Below are 18,850 nucleotides of genomic sequence, written 5' to 3' on the forward strand. Positions count from 1 at the left end.
ATGTTTAAGAAAATTAAAGACACCGTCTGGATAGGCTTTGGCATCGGCATGCTTGTGCCCGGCGTTTTGATTGGTATCACCTGGTTCATTATGCAGCAGGTAGCGTACCTGGCGAAAGCCGACCTGCTTTTAATTGGCTGCATCGGCATCAATGCCATTCTTTTAAAAGTCTTTTTCAAAATCAATAAAGAAAATACAGGCAGGGGCGTTTTAAGTGCGACCTTTATCTGGGGACTGGCTTTTTTCATTTATAAAATTCGTCAATAATGCGGTATTATTTGGTTGCAGGAGAGGCATCGGGAGATTTACATGGTGCTAATTTAATGCGTGCTTTAAAGGAGAACGATGCCGATGCGGCGTTCCGGTTCTTTGGTGGTGATAAAATGCTCGCGGAAGGTGGGGAATTGGTGAAACACTATTCGGATATGGCTTTTATGGGCTTTACCGAAGTGGTATTGAACCTGCGTACCATTTTAAGAAACATGAAAACCTGTAAACAGGATATCCTGGCTTACCAGCCGGATGTGCTGATCCTGATTGATTTCCCTGGTTTCAACCTTAAGATTGCTGATTTCGCCAAAGAAAAAGGAATCCTGGTGTATTATTACATTTCGCCCAAAGTATGGGCCTGGAACCAAAAGCGGGTGTTGAAAATCAAGAAAGTGGTCGATAAAATGTTTTGTATTTTACCCTTTGAAGTTGATTTTTATAAAAGCTGGGGCATGGAAGTGGATTATGTCGGCAATCCTTTATTGGATGAGATTTCCCGGTTTAATCCTGACCCTCAGTTTGTTGCGGAGAACCAGATTCCCGATCAGCCCATCATTGCTTTATTGCCCGGCAGCCGTGTGCAGGAAATTGAAAGGCTATTGCCGGTCATGCTCAGTTTAACAGGGCAGTTGCCAGCTTATCATTTCGTCATTGCAGGCGCACCAGCTTTTAACGAGGCCTATTATCAGCAATTTATTGGTGATAAGAACGTGAGTTTGGTATTTAACCAGACTTACGATTTGCTCCATCGTGCTACTGCAGCGGTCGTAGCTTCAGGCACAGCCACCCTGGAAACAGCGCTTTTTAAGGTTCCGCAGGTTGTTGTTTACAAAGGTGGCCGCATCAGCATCGCCATTGCCCGAATGCTGGTGAAAATCCGGTTCATTTCCCTGGTTAATCTCATCATGGATAAAAAAGTGGTGGAAGAACTTATACAGGAAGATTGTAATCCTGCCAAAGTGTACAGTTGCCTTTCTCCATTGTTAAAAGGTGAGCACAGGGCCCTCCAATTACAGGAATATGAAGCCCTGGCGGTTAAAATGGGGAAGCCTGGCGCTTCAGAAAAAACCGCGCAATTAATTATTCGTTCGTTGGAAGCAAGATAGTTTTCGTGTTGGCAGATCGCTTTATTACTGGCAGGTTTTTTTAAGTAATCGTTACTTTGATGCCCAAGGTTTCTAATGCTTTCACCGTTTGTTCAGAAATGCCGCTGTCGGTAATCACATGATCCACCTGTTCGATGCCGCAGATCTTCCCGAAACCACGTTTGCCAAACTTTGTAGAATCTGCCAGAACGATGATTTTTTGAGAAGCTGCAATCATTTGACGGTTTAAATGTGCTTCCAGCGCACTGGTCGTCGTTAGGCCCACATCCAGGTCTATCCCGTCGACACCCAGGAATAATTTGCTGCAGAAAATATCCTGCAATATATTTTCAGAATAAGGGCCGGTTACCGAAGAAGACGACTTTCTGAGCAGTCCGCCTAATTGTATCACTTCCGTTTGCGGTTGATTCAGTAGTTCAAGTGCTACATTTAAAGCAGAAGTAATCACTGTTAAAGAACCCTTAGGGACTATATTTCGGGCGAAGGACAGTACAGATGTTCCCGAAGCGATGATAATGCTGTCGTTTTCTTCAATCAGCGATGCGGCCACGATACCAATTCTGTCTTTCTCTGACGACTGCAGGTGCTGTTTTTCATTCACCGGCCTATCTGCTGCATAAGGATTCTTTAATGTCGCACCACCATGTGTTCTGTATAATAAATTCTTATCCTCCAGGAGTTTCAAATCCTTACGGATTGTTACAGAGGAAACGTCGAGCTCCTTACATAGACTTTGGACATCCAAACGCCCTTCATTTTGAATCTTATTTAAGATGTACTGATGTCTCTCTGTGATACTAATCATATGTTGTAATTAATGGTGCATAATATACCGATAATATTCATCTGCATAAAACTTGTTTTGTAAAGGTGAGGAAAATATGATGGGTTGATTTCATTTCCAGCTCCAATGAAGACCAAATTAACATCAAAATAACAAAAAAAGAAATAATCATTTAATTTCGTTTCTATTATCAAGTTATTGTTATTACTTTCGTTTCGGTATTAAAGGTTTCGTTTAAAACTTTTAAGAATCTTAAATAAAACAATTTGAAAAGATGATATTTAACAGAACCGCATCCATCGAACAATTAGCAGCAGAAAAAGAATGGGATGTAATCGTTATAGGAGGCGGGGCCACAGGTTTGGGAGCGGCGGTAGATGCGGCCACCAGGGGTTATCGCACTATATTGGTAGAGCAGTCAGATTTTGCAAAAGGTACCTCCAGCAGGAGCACGAAATTGGTTCATGGCGGGGTGCGATACCTTGCGCAGGGTGATGTAGCCCTGGTATACGAGGCTTTACACGAGCGCGGACTGTTATTGAAAAATGCTGCACACCTGGTTCATGATCAGGAATTTATTATTCCAACCTATAACTGGAAATCCAGGTTAATGTATTTGGTGGGTTTAAAGTTTTATGACTTGCTTGCAGGCAATAGCGGCTTCAGGAAATCTTCATGGCTTTCTGCAGCTAAAGTTGTTGAAGCCATCCCGGGCTTGTCTAAAAAGAACCTGATGGGTGGAGTGAGTTACAGTGATGGTCAGTTTGACGATTCAAGGTTAGCGATTAACCTTGCGCAGACTGCTGCTGAATTTGGGGGGGTAATGCTCAACTATGTTCGCGTAAATGCACTTAACAAAAATGAGAACGGTGCCATCGAAGGTATTGTTGCTGAAGACCTGGAAACAGGGAAAAGCTATAAAATTAAAGGAAAAACAGTTATTAACGCCACAGGCGTTTTTGTTGATGATATTTTAAAGATGGATGTGCCTTCGGGAAAGCCGTTGGTACGCCCTAGCCAGGGTGCCCATATTGTACTTGACCGCTCCTTTTTAAAGGGTGATACCGCGTTGATGATTCCAAAGACGGATGATGGACGGGTACTTTTCGCTGTGCCATGGCATGGGAAAGTTTTGGTGGGCACAACGGATACGCCGCTTGATTCGCACAGTATGGAACCTAAGCCCTTAGCAGAAGAAATTGAGTTTATCTTAAAAACTGCAGGAAATTACCTGCTTAAAAAACCAACTCACGCAGATATCCTGTCTGCATTTGCGGGCCTCAGACCATTGGCAGCGCCGGGTAAAAACACCGCCAGCACCAAGGAAATCTCAAGAAGCCACAAGCTGATCGTCAGTGATTCGGGCCTGATTACCATTACTGGCGGTAAATGGACCACTTATAGAAAGATGGCCCAGGATACTATTAACCGGGCAATCGCTTTAGGACAGCTGCAGCCTGCAAAATGCATTACTGAAAATGTGATCATTCATGGTGGACATGGAAAGGCCGAAAAAGGCAGTTTTGCTGTCTATGGTACAGATGCCGCCGGGTTGAGAAAAACCATGAAAACTAATCCTGAAACCGCTGAGCCACTGCATGCTGATTATTCGATGGTAAAAGCAGAGGTACTGTGGATGATTCGGCAGGAAATGGCAAGAACCGTTGAAGACGTTTTGGCGCGCAGAAGCAGAATCCTGTTTTTAGACGCCGAAAAAGCAGGGAAACTGGCACCTGCAGTCGCTGAGGTGATGGCAGCAGAGCTCGGAAGAGATCAGCAGTGGGTAACAGCACAGGTCGCGGACTTCAGCACATTGGTGGAACAGTATCTTTTGAAATATACACCAGCAGTTTCAAAGGCTTCTTAAGACCTGTCAATTTTAAAAATAAATACAAAAAGATTCTGGCAGCAGAAAAACAAATAAGCCGAAAGGTTGAAAAACTTACACAACAAACAAACAAGCAAAATAACCAAGTATGAACATGAATTTTAATCAGCGGTTGAAAGCTGGCCGTTGTATGGCCGGGTTGGCTCTGTTTGCATTCGCAATTCAGTGGCCGTCAAGTGCACAAGCATTTCCCCATGCGGTAGCGTGGCAGCAACAGATTCAGGAAAACCTGACGGTAAAAGGAACGATAGTGGACGAGGCAGATGGGCAACCAATGCCTGGGGTAACCATCGTGGATGGGAACCGCAAGGTTTTAGGCACAACCAACAACACAGGTGGTTTTAACCTGAGGGTGCCAAAGGGAACAACCCTTAGTTTTAGCATGATCGGTTATACCACAGGGAGCAGACTGATCAACGCCAACCAGGAAAACTTGGTTATTCGTTTAACAGAATCTTCAAGTGCTTTAAATGAAGTTGTGGTAACGGCTTTGGGTATCAAACGTGAGGAGAAAGCCTTAGGATACTCGGTGTCTACGATAAAAAATGAAGAGTTGACCAATGCCATATCCAATAACTGGACGGATGCCTTAAGTGGTAAAGTGGCAGGTTTAAATCTGGTAAAATCAGGTGGTGGCCCTGCAGGAACTAACAAGATTATCTTACGTGGAGAAAACTCTCTGTCAGGAGAAAGTGCCGCATTGGTGGTGATTGACGGAGTAATCACCAGCGGCAGTAGTGGTCGTTCAACAGGTGGTGGCAGCGGATCTTACCTTTCAGGTGATTCACCTTCGGATTTTGGTAATGGTTTAGCTGACATCAATCCTGAAGACATTGAAAGTGTATCCGTGCTTAAAGGCCCGGCAGCAACAGCATTATATGGCTCCAGAGGTGGAAATGGTGCGGTTATCATTACGACTAAATCGGGTAAGACTAGGCAAAAGGGAATTGGTGTAAGCATCAACTCCAACACAGCCATTGAGAACGTAAGCAGCTGGCCAGAATATCAGTACGAATATGGACAAGGTGATCTTGGTCAGGATTTGTATTATTCCTATTTAGCAACAGTAGACGGCGCAAGTACGAGAAGTACAAGTTCTGCATGGGGACCAAAATTTGATGGTCAATCATACTTTCAATATGACCCGGTTACACGCACGACCAGCGCAACGCGTTTGCCTTGGGTGCCTTACGAAAATAACCACAAGGATTTCTTCCAGACAGGAACTACGTTTACCAACAGTGTATCCTTAGACGGTGGAACAGATAAAACTTCTGCCCGTTTATCAGTAACTAATTTACAGAACAAATGGATTATTCCCAATACAGGGTATACACGTAATTCAGTAGCATTGTCTTTAAGCAATAAACTGACTGATAAATTACAGATTGCCAGTAAAGTAAATTACACGAATAAGTATTCTGACAATTTGCCTTCCACAGGTTATAACAACCAAACCATCATGTATTTCGTCAGGGGCCTTGCGCCGAATATGGATCTTGAATGGTTCAAAGATTACTGGTTGCCAGGACAAGAAGGTCGAGCTCAGAACCGTCCATTCAGTAGCTTACTAGATAATCCTTATTTGATTGCTAATGAGATGTTAAACAAATCTAACCGTAATAACGTGGTTGGAAATGTGAGTGCAACTTATAACTTTTTAAGCAATTTAAGTTTAATGCTACGTACTTCAGTAGATTTATCTTACGAAGAAAGATCTCAACAACGTCCGTTTAACTCCAATAAGTTTGCTACAGGGATGTACCGTACCCAAAATATCTATAACCAGGAAGTTAACAGTGATTTCTTGCTTCGTTATAACAATACCATCGGTTCTAAATTTGAATATAGCGTAACGGGTGGTGGTAGTAAGATGACGAACAAATACATCAGAGATGAACTGCGTGCAGATCAGTTGTTATACCCGGGTATCTTCAGCTTTGCGAATGCCAAAAATCAAGTAGTGACTTTGCCGAGGCGCGACAATTATTCCTTTAACAGTTTCTACGGCTTGGGATCTTTAAGTTATGACAAGTTCTTATACATGGACTTGACCTATAGAAATGACTGGGTAAGTACTTTAGCTACCCCAACTTCTACTGATAATGTTTCTTTTGATTATTATTCAGTAGGGCTGAGTGCCGTTTTATCTGAAGCATTCGAACTACCTTCAGCCATTTCCTTCCTGAAGGTACGCGGTTCTGCAGCTCAGGCTGGAAGTGGTACAACTGGAGCATACAAAACATCGTTCTTCTATAATCCTACCTTATTTCCAGGCGGTTTAGAAAATCCTTCCGTTATTGCTAATCCAAACTTAAGGCCATTAATGACTACGAGTTATGAATTAGGTTTAGACTTACGTTTATTTAAGAGCAGACTTAACATCGATGTTGCTGTTTACAAAAACGATACTAAAGACCAGATTATTCCATCAAGGATCGATAATGCATCGGGATATGGCTCTGTCATTCTTAACGTAGGTAAAGTAACCAACAGCGGCTTAGAGGTTCAACTAAACGGTGATGTATTCAAAAGTAAAAAAGGGTTCAAGATGAACATGTTTGGTACATTCTCCTTAAACAGGAATAAGGTGCTTGAGCTTACAGATGATATAGGTTCACTCGTATTATCGTCAGGTCCCCGAGGTACGATCGAAGCTCGTGTTGGTGGTGCCATGGGAGATATTTATGGTTTAGGTTACAGTCGTTCACCTGATGGACAGATCATTTATGAGAAAGGTTATCCAGTATTAGGTGAAACTACGCAAAACCTTGGTAACTCCACTTCACCTTATAAATCAAGTTTAGGTTCAGCCTTTGGTTATGGCCGTTTCAAATTAAATGTATTGTTTGATGCGCAGTTTGGTGGTGTAGCTTATAGTTTAACACATTCGGTTCTAGCTGAAGAAGGTAAATTAAAGAAAACATTGCCAGGTCGTTATAATGGTATCGTAGGTGATGGGGTAGTATTAAACCCTGATGGCACTTACAGTCCGAATACAGTTGTGGCTAGTAACATCGGTGCTTACTACAAAGCACACTTTGTTCGTGATAACGTAGAATCCAACATCTTCAGTACAGACTACATCAAGTTCCGTGAAGCACGTTTAGACTACTCATTTACTGCTAAACAGGTGAAACGTTTAGGCTTACAACGCGCAACTATTGGCGTTTACGGGCGTAATTTATTAATGTTTACCAACTGGCCAGCCTTTGATCCAGAGGTGGGAAGTATAGGCGCTACAGGTGATGTTACCGCTGGTTTCGAATCAGGTCAGTTTCCTGCAACCAGAACTTTTGGTGTAAATATTAGCTTAGGCATTTAAATTTAGATAGCATATCATGAATATAAGATATAAAACCTTCCTGCTGTTTTTAACAATGGGAATGATGTTAACAACATCGTGTAAAAAGGATTTCAAAGAATTAAACACTAACCCAAATGCGAGTGTTGCAGCCTTACCAGAGGCATTGCTAACACCTGCATTGTGGGATGTAGTGACCAGAAATAACAACAGGGCACTGCGTATTAATAATGAGTTAATGCAGGTGCATGTGACGACCATTGACAGTGATGAGATTCATCGCTATGTGGTGCGCCCAGGTGAATCGGATTACATGTGGAATAACTGGTATCAGCAGTTAACCAACTTCAGGGATATGTATACAGGTGCAGTAGATTTGAATAACAATACCTTTATGGGGATTGCCTTGATTTGTGATGTATATGTGAGTTCCCTGATTACTGATACCTTTGGCGATGTACCTTACAGTGATTCGAACAAAGGCAAAGAGGGATTATACCAGCCGAAATTCGATACACAGGAAAGTATTTACAAATCTCTGTTCGCTAAATTGGAAGAGGCCAATGACTTGCTGTCGAAAGGCACACCAATGACCCTGGAGCAATTAGCTTACGATCCTGTTTATGGTAGAAATTTGCCATCAGGAACAACCGTTGCGGTTGGCTCTGCACAGGTGATTACAAACTGGCGTAAGTTTGGTAACTCCATCTACCTGCGCTTGTTAATGCGTGCTTCGGGGAAAAACAGCTCAGGCGCTGTAGCCAAAATGCAGGAAGTGGTAACGAATCCTGCAAAATATCCACTATTCAGCAATAACCAGGAGTCAGCAGTTGTACGTTATACCACTACACCTCCTTATGTGTCTGCATTTAATACTTTCCGTAACAACGACTTCAACGGTGATAACGGATTAAGCGAGTTTTTCGTTAACACGCTAAACGGATGGAATGACCCACGTCGTGCTAACTGGGCAACTGTTGCTGGCGGTACCTATTCCGGGATTCCAAGTGGTTACACCAGGGGCAAAATTCCTGAACGTGGATCGCTTTACAATACCGCTTTAATGAATGATCCATTGTTGGGAAGTATCATGAACTACCCGGAATTACAATTCATCCTGGCTGAAGCTGCCTTAAAGGGATATATTCCTGGAAACGCGAGAAGCTACTATGAGAATGGTGTAAATAACGCCATTACATTCTGGGGTGCTCAGGTTCCTGCGGGACACCTGGCAAATCCTGATATTTTGTGGAGTGAAGCAGAAAGTATGGATGCAAAAATGGACAAGATTCATTTGCAAAAGTACTACACGTTGTTCTTTACTGATTTTCAACAGTGGTTTGAATACAGAAGAACAGGGCACCCTAACCTTCCTAAAGGTGAAGGCCTTCAAAACGGGGGTTTAATGCCTTCAAGGTTAAAATACCCAGTTTATGTACAGTCGCTTAATGCAGCGAATTACACCAGTGCGCTGACTTTATTTGGAGCAGACGATTTGAACACCAAAGTTTGGTGGAATAAACAAGATTAAGAAATCAGATATGAAAAAGATATATTCAATTCTAGCCGCCCTTATACTTTGCGGTATCGTATTTAATGCCTGTAAGAAGGATGTCAATCCTTCTCTTGGAAAGGAGAATCCTGTGGCGGCCATCTTCGTTGTGAAGAAGCTCTACAAGGGTACAGACTTTAAGATCACTGCTGAATCCTTAACAGGGGCCAGTAAAACAGGAGGTATTGTGATCTCTAACCTGAGCGGTAAGAACTTCCCTAAAGGAAGCCTGATCATTCAGAGTCTCGATAGGGGCCAGATGGCAGGTTTGCTGATCGACCTGGGTGCAGCTGAAGTTCCTTTTGAGCCGGGCGACTCTGTAGTGGTTGATGTTGTAGGTGGTACATTATCTAAAACCGGAGCGTCTTTGCAGATCAAAGGACTGAGTGCAGGTAATATTACCAAGATCGCCTCAGGGAAAGCAATGGTATCCCGATCAGTATCTATGGGTGCGCTGGCAGAAAACTTTTCTGCCTTTGAAAATACCCTGGTAAAAATTACTGCAGACACCAAACCACTTCCTGTGGCTGGTGATACCTATGCCGGTGACAAAACATTAGATGATGGATCAGGAAGTACAATCTCTCTTTATACACATGCTGATGCCACTTTTGCTGGTAATAGTATGCCGGCAAGTGCTACGTATACCGTGATTCCTGTTTATGGAAATGCTGATGGTAGTTTCGGTGCCACCAAACAGGTAAGATTGCGTACGCAGGCTGACGTATCAAATTCCAGCGGTCCGATTTATCCAGGCTGGCCAGAAAGCTTCGAGTCGCCGGATGCTTCTTTCAAAGGTTCTTACAATATGAATACACCAGAGGTACCCGATAATAATGTTCAATTGAAGACTGGAAACTGGAAGATGTTGCATTCTATTTTTGGAAATACGGCAGCAAGAGACAGGTTCAATGCACCAGGGCTTCAGGCCATCAGGTTCAACCAAAACCTAACCGTTTCTGCGCTGTTGCAGATGAATTTTGATTTGGCTAATGGTGCATCTAAAGTGACCTTATGGCACGGCGCATATTATACCGATGCGATCAGCACGTTCAGACTTGAATATTCAGTTGATGGCGGCAAGACCTGGTTAGCTGCTGGTCCTGATGTTAAAGCGCAAAGCGGCGGTTCAAGACAAGAAACGTTTCTGTTAAATATTAAAGGAAACGTGAGATTCAGAATTAACAAGTTAGGTTTGGGAGCCACAAGTATCCCGAACGTATATAATGGCAGATTAAGTATCGAAGATATAGCCATTTACTCCAACTAAATCTGATCTGGATGGCTTAAAGCCATCCAGATTTTTTTTAATTCAGCCCTGTCATGATCACAAAACCTTTACCAAATCTAGCTGTCTATGCGCTATTGTTGCTGCTGATCTTTAGCTCTGCAGGCTGCAGCAAAGAAAGTCAGGAAGAAATTAAAGAACCAAAAGTAGCCGTAACTTTAAATAAAGTGCTGTTTACTGATCCTGAAAAGGTGAAGCTGAGGGTTCAAAACTCTCCTGAAATATTAGACCAGTTGATTACCTATTTTGATGCTTCCTCAACAGGATCAACCATTTATGTGGGTATTTATCTTTTTGACTACCCACCAATTATTGCCGCCATTATCCGTACACATTTACGGGGTGTCAATATCCATGTGCTCATTGACCACAGTCGTGATGAAAGTATGGCAACCAATGTTGATGCCATTCAACGCCTGCAGCCCATCCTTACCGGCAATTCCAGTTTAACCATTGTAAATAATGATGTGTCGTCTGGCGCGAGCGGCAGTATCAATCACCATAAATTTGTGTTATTCTCTGCGCTTGATATCAAGAATGAAGGTGTAGCAAAAAATGTAGTTTTCGCTAGTTCAAGTAATTGGACAGCGGCTGATATGAAGAAAATTCAGGATGCCGTGATCATTAGCGATGAAGCCTATTACAATGCATTTCTAAGCAACTGGAACACGATTAAAAAATATGCCACCAGTGGCATGAAGAACTTTAACTACCAGGTGTTTGAATCTGCAGACAAAAACCTCAATGCCTATTTTTTTCCACGCTTAACGAATGGTGTATTTGATGGCGGGGATACTATACTGGAAATCCTCGACAAAATCTCCGACTTCAGCAATGCAACGGTACAGGTAGGAATGTCAGACTGGGTAGACAGTCGTATTGTAACGGTGAAAAAACTAATCGAATTATTGGATAAAGGCGTAAAAGTAGAGGTGATTGCAAAATCATCTGCGGGAGCGCTGGTTCAGAAAGACCTGGAGCTACTGCGATCAAAAGGTGCTTATGTTAAAATACTGGTGCTGCCCATCAACATTCACACAAAGTTTATGCTGATAAAGGGTAAGTTTGATGGCCAAAACAGCGAGGTTATTGTGACTGGAACACATAATTTCACTACAAATGCATTAAGGTCAAATAATGAGGTGATTTTATTGCTGAAGAACAATCCGATGTTTAAAGACTACCAGGATTACTACCTAAAACTAAAAAATACTTTTAACTAATACGCTGAAATACCTGCATACAGATGAACAGAAGGTCGTTTATACAAAAATTTGGTTTAATTACCGGCGCTGCATTTATTAGTTTACAAACTAATGCCTTCGATGGATTAATACAGAACAAGGTTATTAAAGGAAATGTGCGTTCGGGGAAGAAAGGCATAGCTAATGTAGTTATTTCTGATGGTTATGCGGTTGTACTGACTGATGCCCGTGGGAACTACAGCATAGAAGTCAACGGCCTGGCCACCAATCTTTTTATGAGCACACCTGCGGGTTATGCCTTTAAAACGACAGCACAGATTGCCCGTCAATATGAAAAATTGGGGAGCCAAAATCAGTTTGATTTTGAACTTGAGCCCTTAAGCCGTGACGATGGTAAACATCATTTCATCATCTGGGCAGATCCCCAGATCAAGAATAAAAAGGATGTGGCACAGTTGATGGAAACTTCTGTTCCTGATGTGCAGCAATTGGTGAAATCAATGGGGAAAGACGCATTGATCCATGGCATTTGTGTAGGTGACATTGTGTGGGATAACCATGCTTTGTTTGTTGACTATAATCGCGCCGTGGATCTAATGGGAATTCCATTTTTCCAGGCCTTGGGTAACCATGACATGGATTACAGAAAAGGCGGGGATGAAACCGCTGATGTGACATTTAAAGAGTTTTACGGACCAAGTTATTATTCTTTTAACCGCGGACAGGCACATTATGTGGTATTGGACGATGTACGCTACCTGGGTACAGAAAGAAATTACGATGGCTATATCAGTGAAGCACAGCTGAGCTGGCTTAAAAAAGACCTGCAGTATGTTGCAAAAGACCAGCTTATCATCATCAACCTGCATATTCCGGTTCATAGTGGTGTCAAAAATAACGAAGCCTTATATGCCATCTTAAAAGGTTATCAGCATGTTCACATCATGTCGGGGCATACCCATTACAATAAAAACGTGATTACGAATGGCATTTATGAACATAATCATGGAACTGTATGCGGTGCCTGGTGGACAGGCCCGATCTGCGAAGACGGAACGCCGCGGGGTTATGGTGTTTATGAAGTAAATGGTACAGACCTGCAATGGTATTATAAATCTACAGGTGAGCCTAAGGATAAACAAGTGAATGTTTTTGTGGAGAAGCTGACTGGCCAGATGCGTTTGCTGGCAAATGTGTGGAATTATGATCCTGAATGGAAAGTGACATACTTTGTTGATGGTAAGGAAATGGGATCGATGGAGAATTTAAAAGGTTATGACCCTGCTGCGGTTACACTGTATAGAGGCAGCCATCTCCCAGAAAGGCGTAAATTTGCTGAACCCCGAAAGACAGAACATTTATTTATGGCACATTTCAGTCCTGCCGCTAAAAAAGTACGGGTAGAAGCTATAGACCGCTTTGGGCAAAAATATACAGCAGAGATGGAAGCTTAAGGAGTGCATTAAAAAACAAATAATAGACCAATGAAAACAATCACATACATTGCAGGCGGAATAGCATTAATGAGTTTAATTGCTTGTAAAAGTCATAAAGAAATCCAAGTAAATGCGGCGGTTGAATTTCCTGAATTCAGTACAGAAGCACATCGTGGTGGCAGAGGCTTGATGCCCGAGAATACAATTATGGCCATGCGTAAGGCCATAGATCTTGGCGTAACCACCTTAGAGATGGATACGCATGTTACCGGTGATAACGAAGTGGTGGTCACTCATGATGATTATTTAAGCGCACAGTTTAACAGGACACCGGATGGTAAAGATATCCCTAAAAGCAAGGAGAAGGATTATGTGATTTATAAAATGAACTATGCAGACCTGCGACAATATGATGTAGGCAGCAAATTCAACGACAAGTTTCCTGAGCAGAAAAAAGTAAACACCTATATTCCGCGTTTGGCACAGTTAATTGATTCAGTACAAACCTACATCAAAGTGAACAATAAGAAACAGGTATTTTATAATATAGAGACGAAGTGCAGTGCAAAAGGCGATGGCGTTTATAATCCCGAGCCAGCTGCTTTTGTGAAGTTATTAATGGATGTGATCATTGCCAAGAAAATCACGCCCTATGTGGTGGTCCAGTCTTTTGACAAACGGACTATACAACTCATTCATCAAAAATACCCGCAGGTGAGAACTTCATACCTGGTGAGTAACAAAAAGACCTTTGAGCAACATATTGCTGAATTAGGGTACAAGCCCTTTATTTATAGCCCGGAGTATAAACTGGTTACGCCTGAATTGGTGAAGAAATGCCATGACCAGCAGATTAAGATTATCCCCTGGACGGTGAATACAAAAGCTGAAATTCAGGCATTACGAGCACTAAAAGTTGATGGGATCATCTCTGATTATCCAAACTTGTTTTTTAATTAATATCAATTTATCAATTCCCAATTAGTACATAAGCACAACAAATGAGTTTTAAGTTATTTCAACCACCTCCACATCTACCCCTACTAGCAAAAGAGCAAATCAACAAAGTATATCAAAGTACCAGGACCAAGGTATTCTTGGGCATATTTATAGGCTATGCAGGCTATTACCTGGTGCGTAAGAATTTCTCGCTGGCGATGCCAGATCTGATAGCGCAAGGTTATTCCAAAACTGAGCTGGGACTGGCTCTTTCGGGTGTATCTATCGCCTATGGTATCAGTAAGTTTTTGATGGGAAATGTTTCAGACCGGAGCAATGCAAGGACTTTCTTAACGGTAGGCCTGGTGTTTTCGGCAATGACGATGATTTTGATGGGCCTTGTGCCTTTCGCCACCTCATCCATTGTGATCATGTTCACCCTATTATTTGTCAATGGATGGTTTCAGGGAATGGGCTGGCCGGCATGCGGCAGGGTCGTGGTACATTGGTATTCCATTAAGGAGCGCGGTACCATGATGTCGATCTGGAATGTTGCACATAACGTTGGTGGCGGACTGGTAGGGCCGATCGCTATTTTAGCCGTCGAAATTTTTACGGACTGGCAGAGTAAGTTTTATTTCCCCGGTTTAATTGCGCTGGTATTTGCAGCAATTGCCTATTTCCTGGTAAGAGATACGCCACAATCCTGTGGCTTGCCGCCGATAGAAGCTTACAAAGATGATTATCCAAAAAACTATTCTCAAGACCTGGAAAACGAACTGACGGCAAAGGAGATCTTTTTCACCTATATTTTCAACAACAGGATGCTTTGGTACATCGCCTTTGCAAACGCTTTCGTTTACCTGGTGCGGTACGGCATTTTAGACTGGGCGCCAACCTTTTTAGAAGAAGCTAAAGGCTTTACCTTAAATGAAAGTGGCTGGGCATATTTCCTTTATGAATATGCCGGTATTCCAGGAACTCTACTTTGCGGCGTGCTGAGTGATAAAGTATTTAAAGGCAGAAGAGCACCTGCAACCATAATTTATATGGTACTGGTGACTATTGCTGTGTTCGTTTACTGGAAAAATCCGCCGGGAAATATCTGGATTGATAACCTGGCTTTGATATCTATTGGATTTTTAATCTACGGACCAGTGATGTTAATCGGTGTGCAGGCTTTGGACTTAGTGCCTAAAAAAGCCGCAGGAACTGCTGCGGGTTTAACAGGTTTATTTGGTTATATGGGCGGCGCTTTGTTTGCCAATATTGCTATCGGTTATGTGGTTGATGTCTGGGGTTGGGACGGTGGCTTTGAAGTGATCCTGGCTGCCTGTATTTTATCAATTGTATTTACCGCTTTTACCTGGAAACGGGAGAAACGAAATTTGGCAAATCTGTAAACACAGTTTCTTAACATTAGCGCTGTTTGTAAAGAATATTCATGTGATATTAAATTAAACTTAACGTAGAATTAACTGGCTTCCTAGCAAAGCCATGTTTACGGTTTAAATATTGCTTTATATTAAATCGCGTCTTATCTTTAATCGCCCGGATTTTACAATTATCCGGGCGATTCCTGTTTATAGCATCTCTTAATGGCTGTTCTTCTCCGCTAATCAATTATGTGTTTTTTTCTTTACAGTTTAATTGTTAACCAAATATTGTGTTTTTGTTTATTAACGGTTCCTTAACATTGGCTTAACAGTTCGTGGTGGATATTTGTGCCAGTTAAATGAAACGGTATAACGTTTCGAAAACAGGTTAGCATAAGCATAATGAAGAAAAGTTTTACTAAACAAAAACAGATGAAAAAAGCAGTCGGTTACCTTGCTTTTTCAGTTCTGGCAATCTACACACATAGTCCACAGCTACTCTATGCTGCTCCGGCCAAACTTACAGGTGTTTACCAGCAACAAGAATTTATTACGGTTACAGGTGTCGTTAAAGATGGTCAGGACGGTTTACCTATGCCTGGCGTTACCATTAGCGACCAGAACCGCAAGGTACTCGGTGCAACCGATAACGATGGTTTATTCACCGTAAAAGTAGCTAAAGGAACTACGCTTTCCTTTAATATGATCGGCTATGATCCTTCAAAAAAGTTAGTAAATACTAACCAGGCAACCCTGGCTGTACAGCTAACCGCTTCAAGCAATCAACTGAATGAGGTAGTCGTAACTGCCTTAGGAATAAAACGCGAAGAGAAATCTTTAGGATATGGCATCACCACAGTAGAAGGAAAAAGCATTTCAGATGCACCCTCCAACAACTGGTCGGATGCTTTAAAAGGAAAAGTTCCGGGGATGACCCTTACACAAGGTAGTTCAGGTCCCTTTAACAGTACCCGCATTAACCTGCGTGGCGACCGTTCGTTAAAGCCAAATGGCAATGATGCCTTGATTGTTATTGACGGTACGCCGATGGCTTCGGGTTCAGTGACTTCAGGCGTGAGTGATGCTTATGGAGCAGTTTCAAACGGTGGGGATAATGATGTGCCTATCGATTTTGGTAATGGTGTGTCAGATATCAATCCCGATGATATTGAGTCGGTAACGGTTTTAAAAGGTGCCGCAGCTGCAGCACTTTATGGTAGCCGCGCAAATAATGGAGCCTTGATCATTACCACAAAATCAGGTAAAGCAAGAAAAAACGGACTGGGTGTTAGTTTTAACTCTAATACCAGCTTCAATGATATTTTACGCTGGCCAGATTACCAGTATGAATATGGGCAGGGTGCGTTAAACAAAAATGCAGCAGGCGAACTCTATTATTCTTATGGCGCATCTGAGGATGGACCGAATACAGGAAGTACTTCAAGTGCCTTCGGACCAAAATTTGATGGGCAGAGTTATTTCCAATATGATCCGGCAACAGAAGCACAAGGTCTTACCAGAACGCCATGGGTGCCTTACAAAAATAACATTAAAGATTTTTGGCGTACCGGCCGTACCTATCAAAATAGCTTGTCTTTGGGTGGTGGTAACGAAACATTTACTGCTAGGGGCTCTTTATCGCATACCAAAAATGAATGGATTATGCCCAATACAGGTTTTGAAAGGATAGTCGCTTCCTTGAACACCAACCTTCAATTGTCTGAAAAATTGAAACTTAACGGAAAATTCAGTTTCACCAATAAAACCAGTGATAACTTGCCAGGTACGGGTTATAATAACCAGAGTACGGCCTATTTCATGATTTTTCAAAATCCAAACGTTGATTTAGCGTGGTATGAACCCATCTGGAAAAAAGGGCAGGAGCAGTTAAAGCAAATCCACCCTTTCAGTTCATACATTGAAAATCCGTTTTTAATGGCTCATGAAATGACCAACAGCATCAATAGCAATAATATTGATGGAAACATGCAAGGGGTATATACTTTCAATAAAAAGTGGGACATCATGTTCCGTTCAGGAATCAGCAGTCGCCAGGACCGCATAGAACAACGCCGTAGCTTTGATACTTCTAATTTCCCGCTTGGTTATTACAAACAACAAGATGTAAGTTTTTTTGAATCCAACACCGATGCGATGTTGAATTTCAACGATAAATTAGTGCCTAAACTTGATTTCAGAGCTTCCCTGGGTGGGAATTTGATGAGAAGAAATGTTAAAGTTAACAATTCGGTTGCCAGGGGTTTATTGTCGCCGGGTATTTATAAACTCTCTAATGCATTAACTACTGCAGTTGCAGAAAATGACCTGACGCAAAAGGAAGTCAACAGTGTTTATGGTTTCCTGAATTTTGGATGGGATAACAAAATTTTCCTTGACATTACCGGTCGTAATGATTGGGCTTCAACCTTACCAACAGGAAATAACTCTTATTTCTATCCTTCGGTAAGTACCAGTTATATATTGAGTGACCTGTTTAAATTGCCTGAAGTAATTTCTTTTGCAAAATTGAGGTTGTCATGGGCGCAAGTTGGTTCAGATACAGATCCTTACCAAACCCGTAAATATTTTGGAACTTCACTTTTCCCGGGTTCTGCCGAAGCACCAAGTGTATTGCACAATGCTGCACTTAAACCTGAAAAGACAGACTCATGGGAAAGTGGCGTTAACTTCTCCTTGTTCAATAACCGTATCAACGCAGATGTTAATGTTTACTCCACTAAAACCAGAAACCAGGTTTTGTATGTGCCTCTAGACATCACTACAGGATTCAGCAATGCATGGATCAATGGCGGTACCATCAGAAATCGTGGTGTTGAGGTGATGTTGAGTGCAAAACCAGTGGTGTCTGAAAACTTCAACTGGACATCTACGGTAACCTGGTCGAAAAACCAGAATACCATTTTAGAACTGAGTGAAGATATTGAAGGGTATCAACAGATCCTTGCTTCCAGCGGTGCCGGTGCAGTTTCTGTTATCGGAACAGAAGGTGGTTCAACTGGAGATCTTTGGGGTTTTGGTTTAGTAAGGAATGATGCCGGCCAGGTATTGTTTGATGGGAAAACAGGTTTAGCGGTTCGTCCGAAAGAAAAAGTTAAAATCGGTAATGCACATGCAGACTGGAAGGGTGGTTTCCACAATGAGTTCCGTTATAAAAACTTTACGCTGAGTGCGTTAATTGACGGACAGTATGGTGGTATTGTTTATTCTCAAACACACCATAAAATGAGCGAGCAAGGGAAATTAAAACATACCCTTAAAGGCAGAGAAGAAGGTGGCGTTATTGGTGAGGGTGTAGTGCAAAATACAGATGGTTCCTTTACTCCAAACACAAAAAGGGTTCCTGTCAATACTTGGTATTCAGACTACTATCGTCGTGCTAACGTAGAAACCAACAGCTTTGATGCTTCTTATTTAAAATTAAGAGAAGTGCGTTTTGAGTACCGTTTGCCAAAAACCTTTATTGATAAGCTAAAAATTTCAGGTGCAAGTATAGCTGTTTACGGAAGAGATTTAGCCATGATCTCCGATTTCCCTGCTTTTGATCCGGAAACTGCTGCTTTCAATGGTGGCAGTATCATGCCAGGTGTTGAAATGGGCCAGATGCCAAGCACCAGAACTTTTGGGTTAAACCTTAGATTACAATTGTAATTATAATAAATTTTGAAGACGGGCTATAACAGC

Annotated in this window: 12 protein-coding genes; 11 read left to right on the forward strand and 1 reads right to left on the reverse strand. The window is 42.1% G+C overall.

All coding sequences use genetic code 11. From position 1 onward, the window contains the following. Together WG905_RS18690 and lpxB are read left to right on the forward strand one after the other, a co-directional pair. On the forward strand, positions 1 to 267 hold the full coding sequence (locus WG905_RS18690) for a stationary phase survival protein SurE (protein WP_339593284.1): 267 nt from the start codon (positions 1 to 3) through the stop codon (positions 265 to 267). Further along, entirely contained in the window at positions 267 to 1,376 is a 1,110-nt protein-coding gene (lpxB, locus tag WG905_RS18695; protein ID WP_339593285.1) for a lipid-A-disaccharide synthase, read from the forward strand. Before WG905_RS18690 ends, lpxB begins: the two co-directional genes overlap by 1 nt. A 40-nt stretch (positions 1,377 to 1,416) precedes the next feature. Here lpxB and WG905_RS18700 read toward each other — a convergent pair whose 3' ends face one another. Beyond that, positions 1,417 to 2,181, reverse strand: a complete 765-nt coding sequence (locus tag WG905_RS18700; RefSeq protein WP_339593286.1) for a DeoR/GlpR family DNA-binding transcription regulator — start codon at positions 2,179 to 2,181, stop codon at positions 1,417 to 1,419. A gap of 253 nt (positions 2,182 to 2,434) precedes the next feature. Between WG905_RS18700 and WG905_RS18705 the strand changes: the two genes are divergently transcribed. The 9 genes from WG905_RS18705 (at position 2,435) to WG905_RS18745 (ending at position 18,817) form a co-directional block, all read left to right on the forward strand. Continuing rightward, entirely contained in the window at positions 2,435 to 4,027 is a 1,593-nt protein-coding gene (locus WG905_RS18705) for a glycerol-3-phosphate dehydrogenase/oxidase (RefSeq protein WP_339593287.1), read from the forward strand. Positions 4,028 to 4,136: 109 nt separating this feature from the next. Beyond that, positions 4,137 to 7,373 carry a SusC/RagA family TonB-linked outer membrane protein gene (locus WG905_RS18710; protein ID WP_339593288.1) on the forward strand — a complete coding sequence of 1,079 codons (3,237 nt, stop codon included), beginning with the start codon at positions 4,137 to 4,139 and terminating at the stop codon, positions 7,371 to 7,373. Positions 7,374 to 7,389: 16 nt separating this feature from the next. Then, positions 7,390 to 8,883, forward strand: a complete 1,494-nt coding sequence (locus WG905_RS18715) for a SusD/RagB family nutrient-binding outer membrane lipoprotein (RefSeq protein ID WP_339593289.1) — start codon at positions 7,390 to 7,392, stop codon at positions 8,881 to 8,883. 10 nt (positions 8,884 to 8,893) lie between these two features. Beyond that, on the forward strand, positions 8,894 to 10,174 hold the full coding sequence (locus WG905_RS18720; protein ID WP_339593290.1) for a DUF5689 domain-containing protein: 1,281 nt from the start codon (positions 8,894 to 8,896) through the stop codon (positions 10,172 to 10,174). Positions 10,175 to 10,227: 53 nt separating this feature from the next. Next, complete coding sequence (locus WG905_RS18725) at positions 10,228 to 11,415, forward strand: phospholipase D-like domain-containing protein (RefSeq protein WP_339593291.1); 1,188 nt, start codon at positions 10,228 to 10,230, stop codon at positions 11,413 to 11,415. A gap of 23 nt (positions 11,416 to 11,438) precedes the next feature. Beyond that, the gene (locus WG905_RS18730) at positions 11,439 to 12,851 is read left to right on the forward strand and encodes a calcineurin-like phosphoesterase C-terminal domain-containing protein (RefSeq protein ID WP_339593292.1); all 1,413 of its coding nucleotides are present in this window, start codon (positions 11,439 to 11,441) and stop codon (positions 12,849 to 12,851) included. A gap of 30 nt (positions 12,852 to 12,881) precedes the next feature. Then, positions 12,882 to 13,793: a glycerophosphodiester phosphodiesterase family protein gene (locus WG905_RS18735; RefSeq protein ID WP_339593293.1), complete on the forward strand. Its 912-nt coding sequence runs from the start codon at positions 12,882 to 12,884 to the stop codon at positions 13,791 to 13,793. Positions 13,794 to 13,834: 41 nt separating this feature from the next. Further along, complete coding sequence (glpT, locus tag WG905_RS18740) at positions 13,835 to 15,175, forward strand: glycerol-3-phosphate transporter (RefSeq protein WP_339593294.1); 1,341 nt, start codon at positions 13,835 to 13,837, stop codon at positions 15,173 to 15,175. A gap of 405 nt (positions 15,176 to 15,580) precedes the next feature. Beyond that, complete coding sequence (locus WG905_RS18745; RefSeq protein ID WP_339593295.1) at positions 15,581 to 18,817, forward strand: SusC/RagA family TonB-linked outer membrane protein; 3,237 nt, start codon at positions 15,581 to 15,583, stop codon at positions 18,815 to 18,817. Positions 18,818 to 18,850: the final 33 nt, after the last annotated feature.

Origin of the sequence: Pedobacter immunditicola, from assembly GCF_037482985.1 — a bacterium.
In the GTDB taxonomy this organism is placed as follows: domain Bacteria; phylum Bacteroidota; class Bacteroidia; order Sphingobacteriales; family Sphingobacteriaceae; genus Pedobacter; species Pedobacter immunditicola.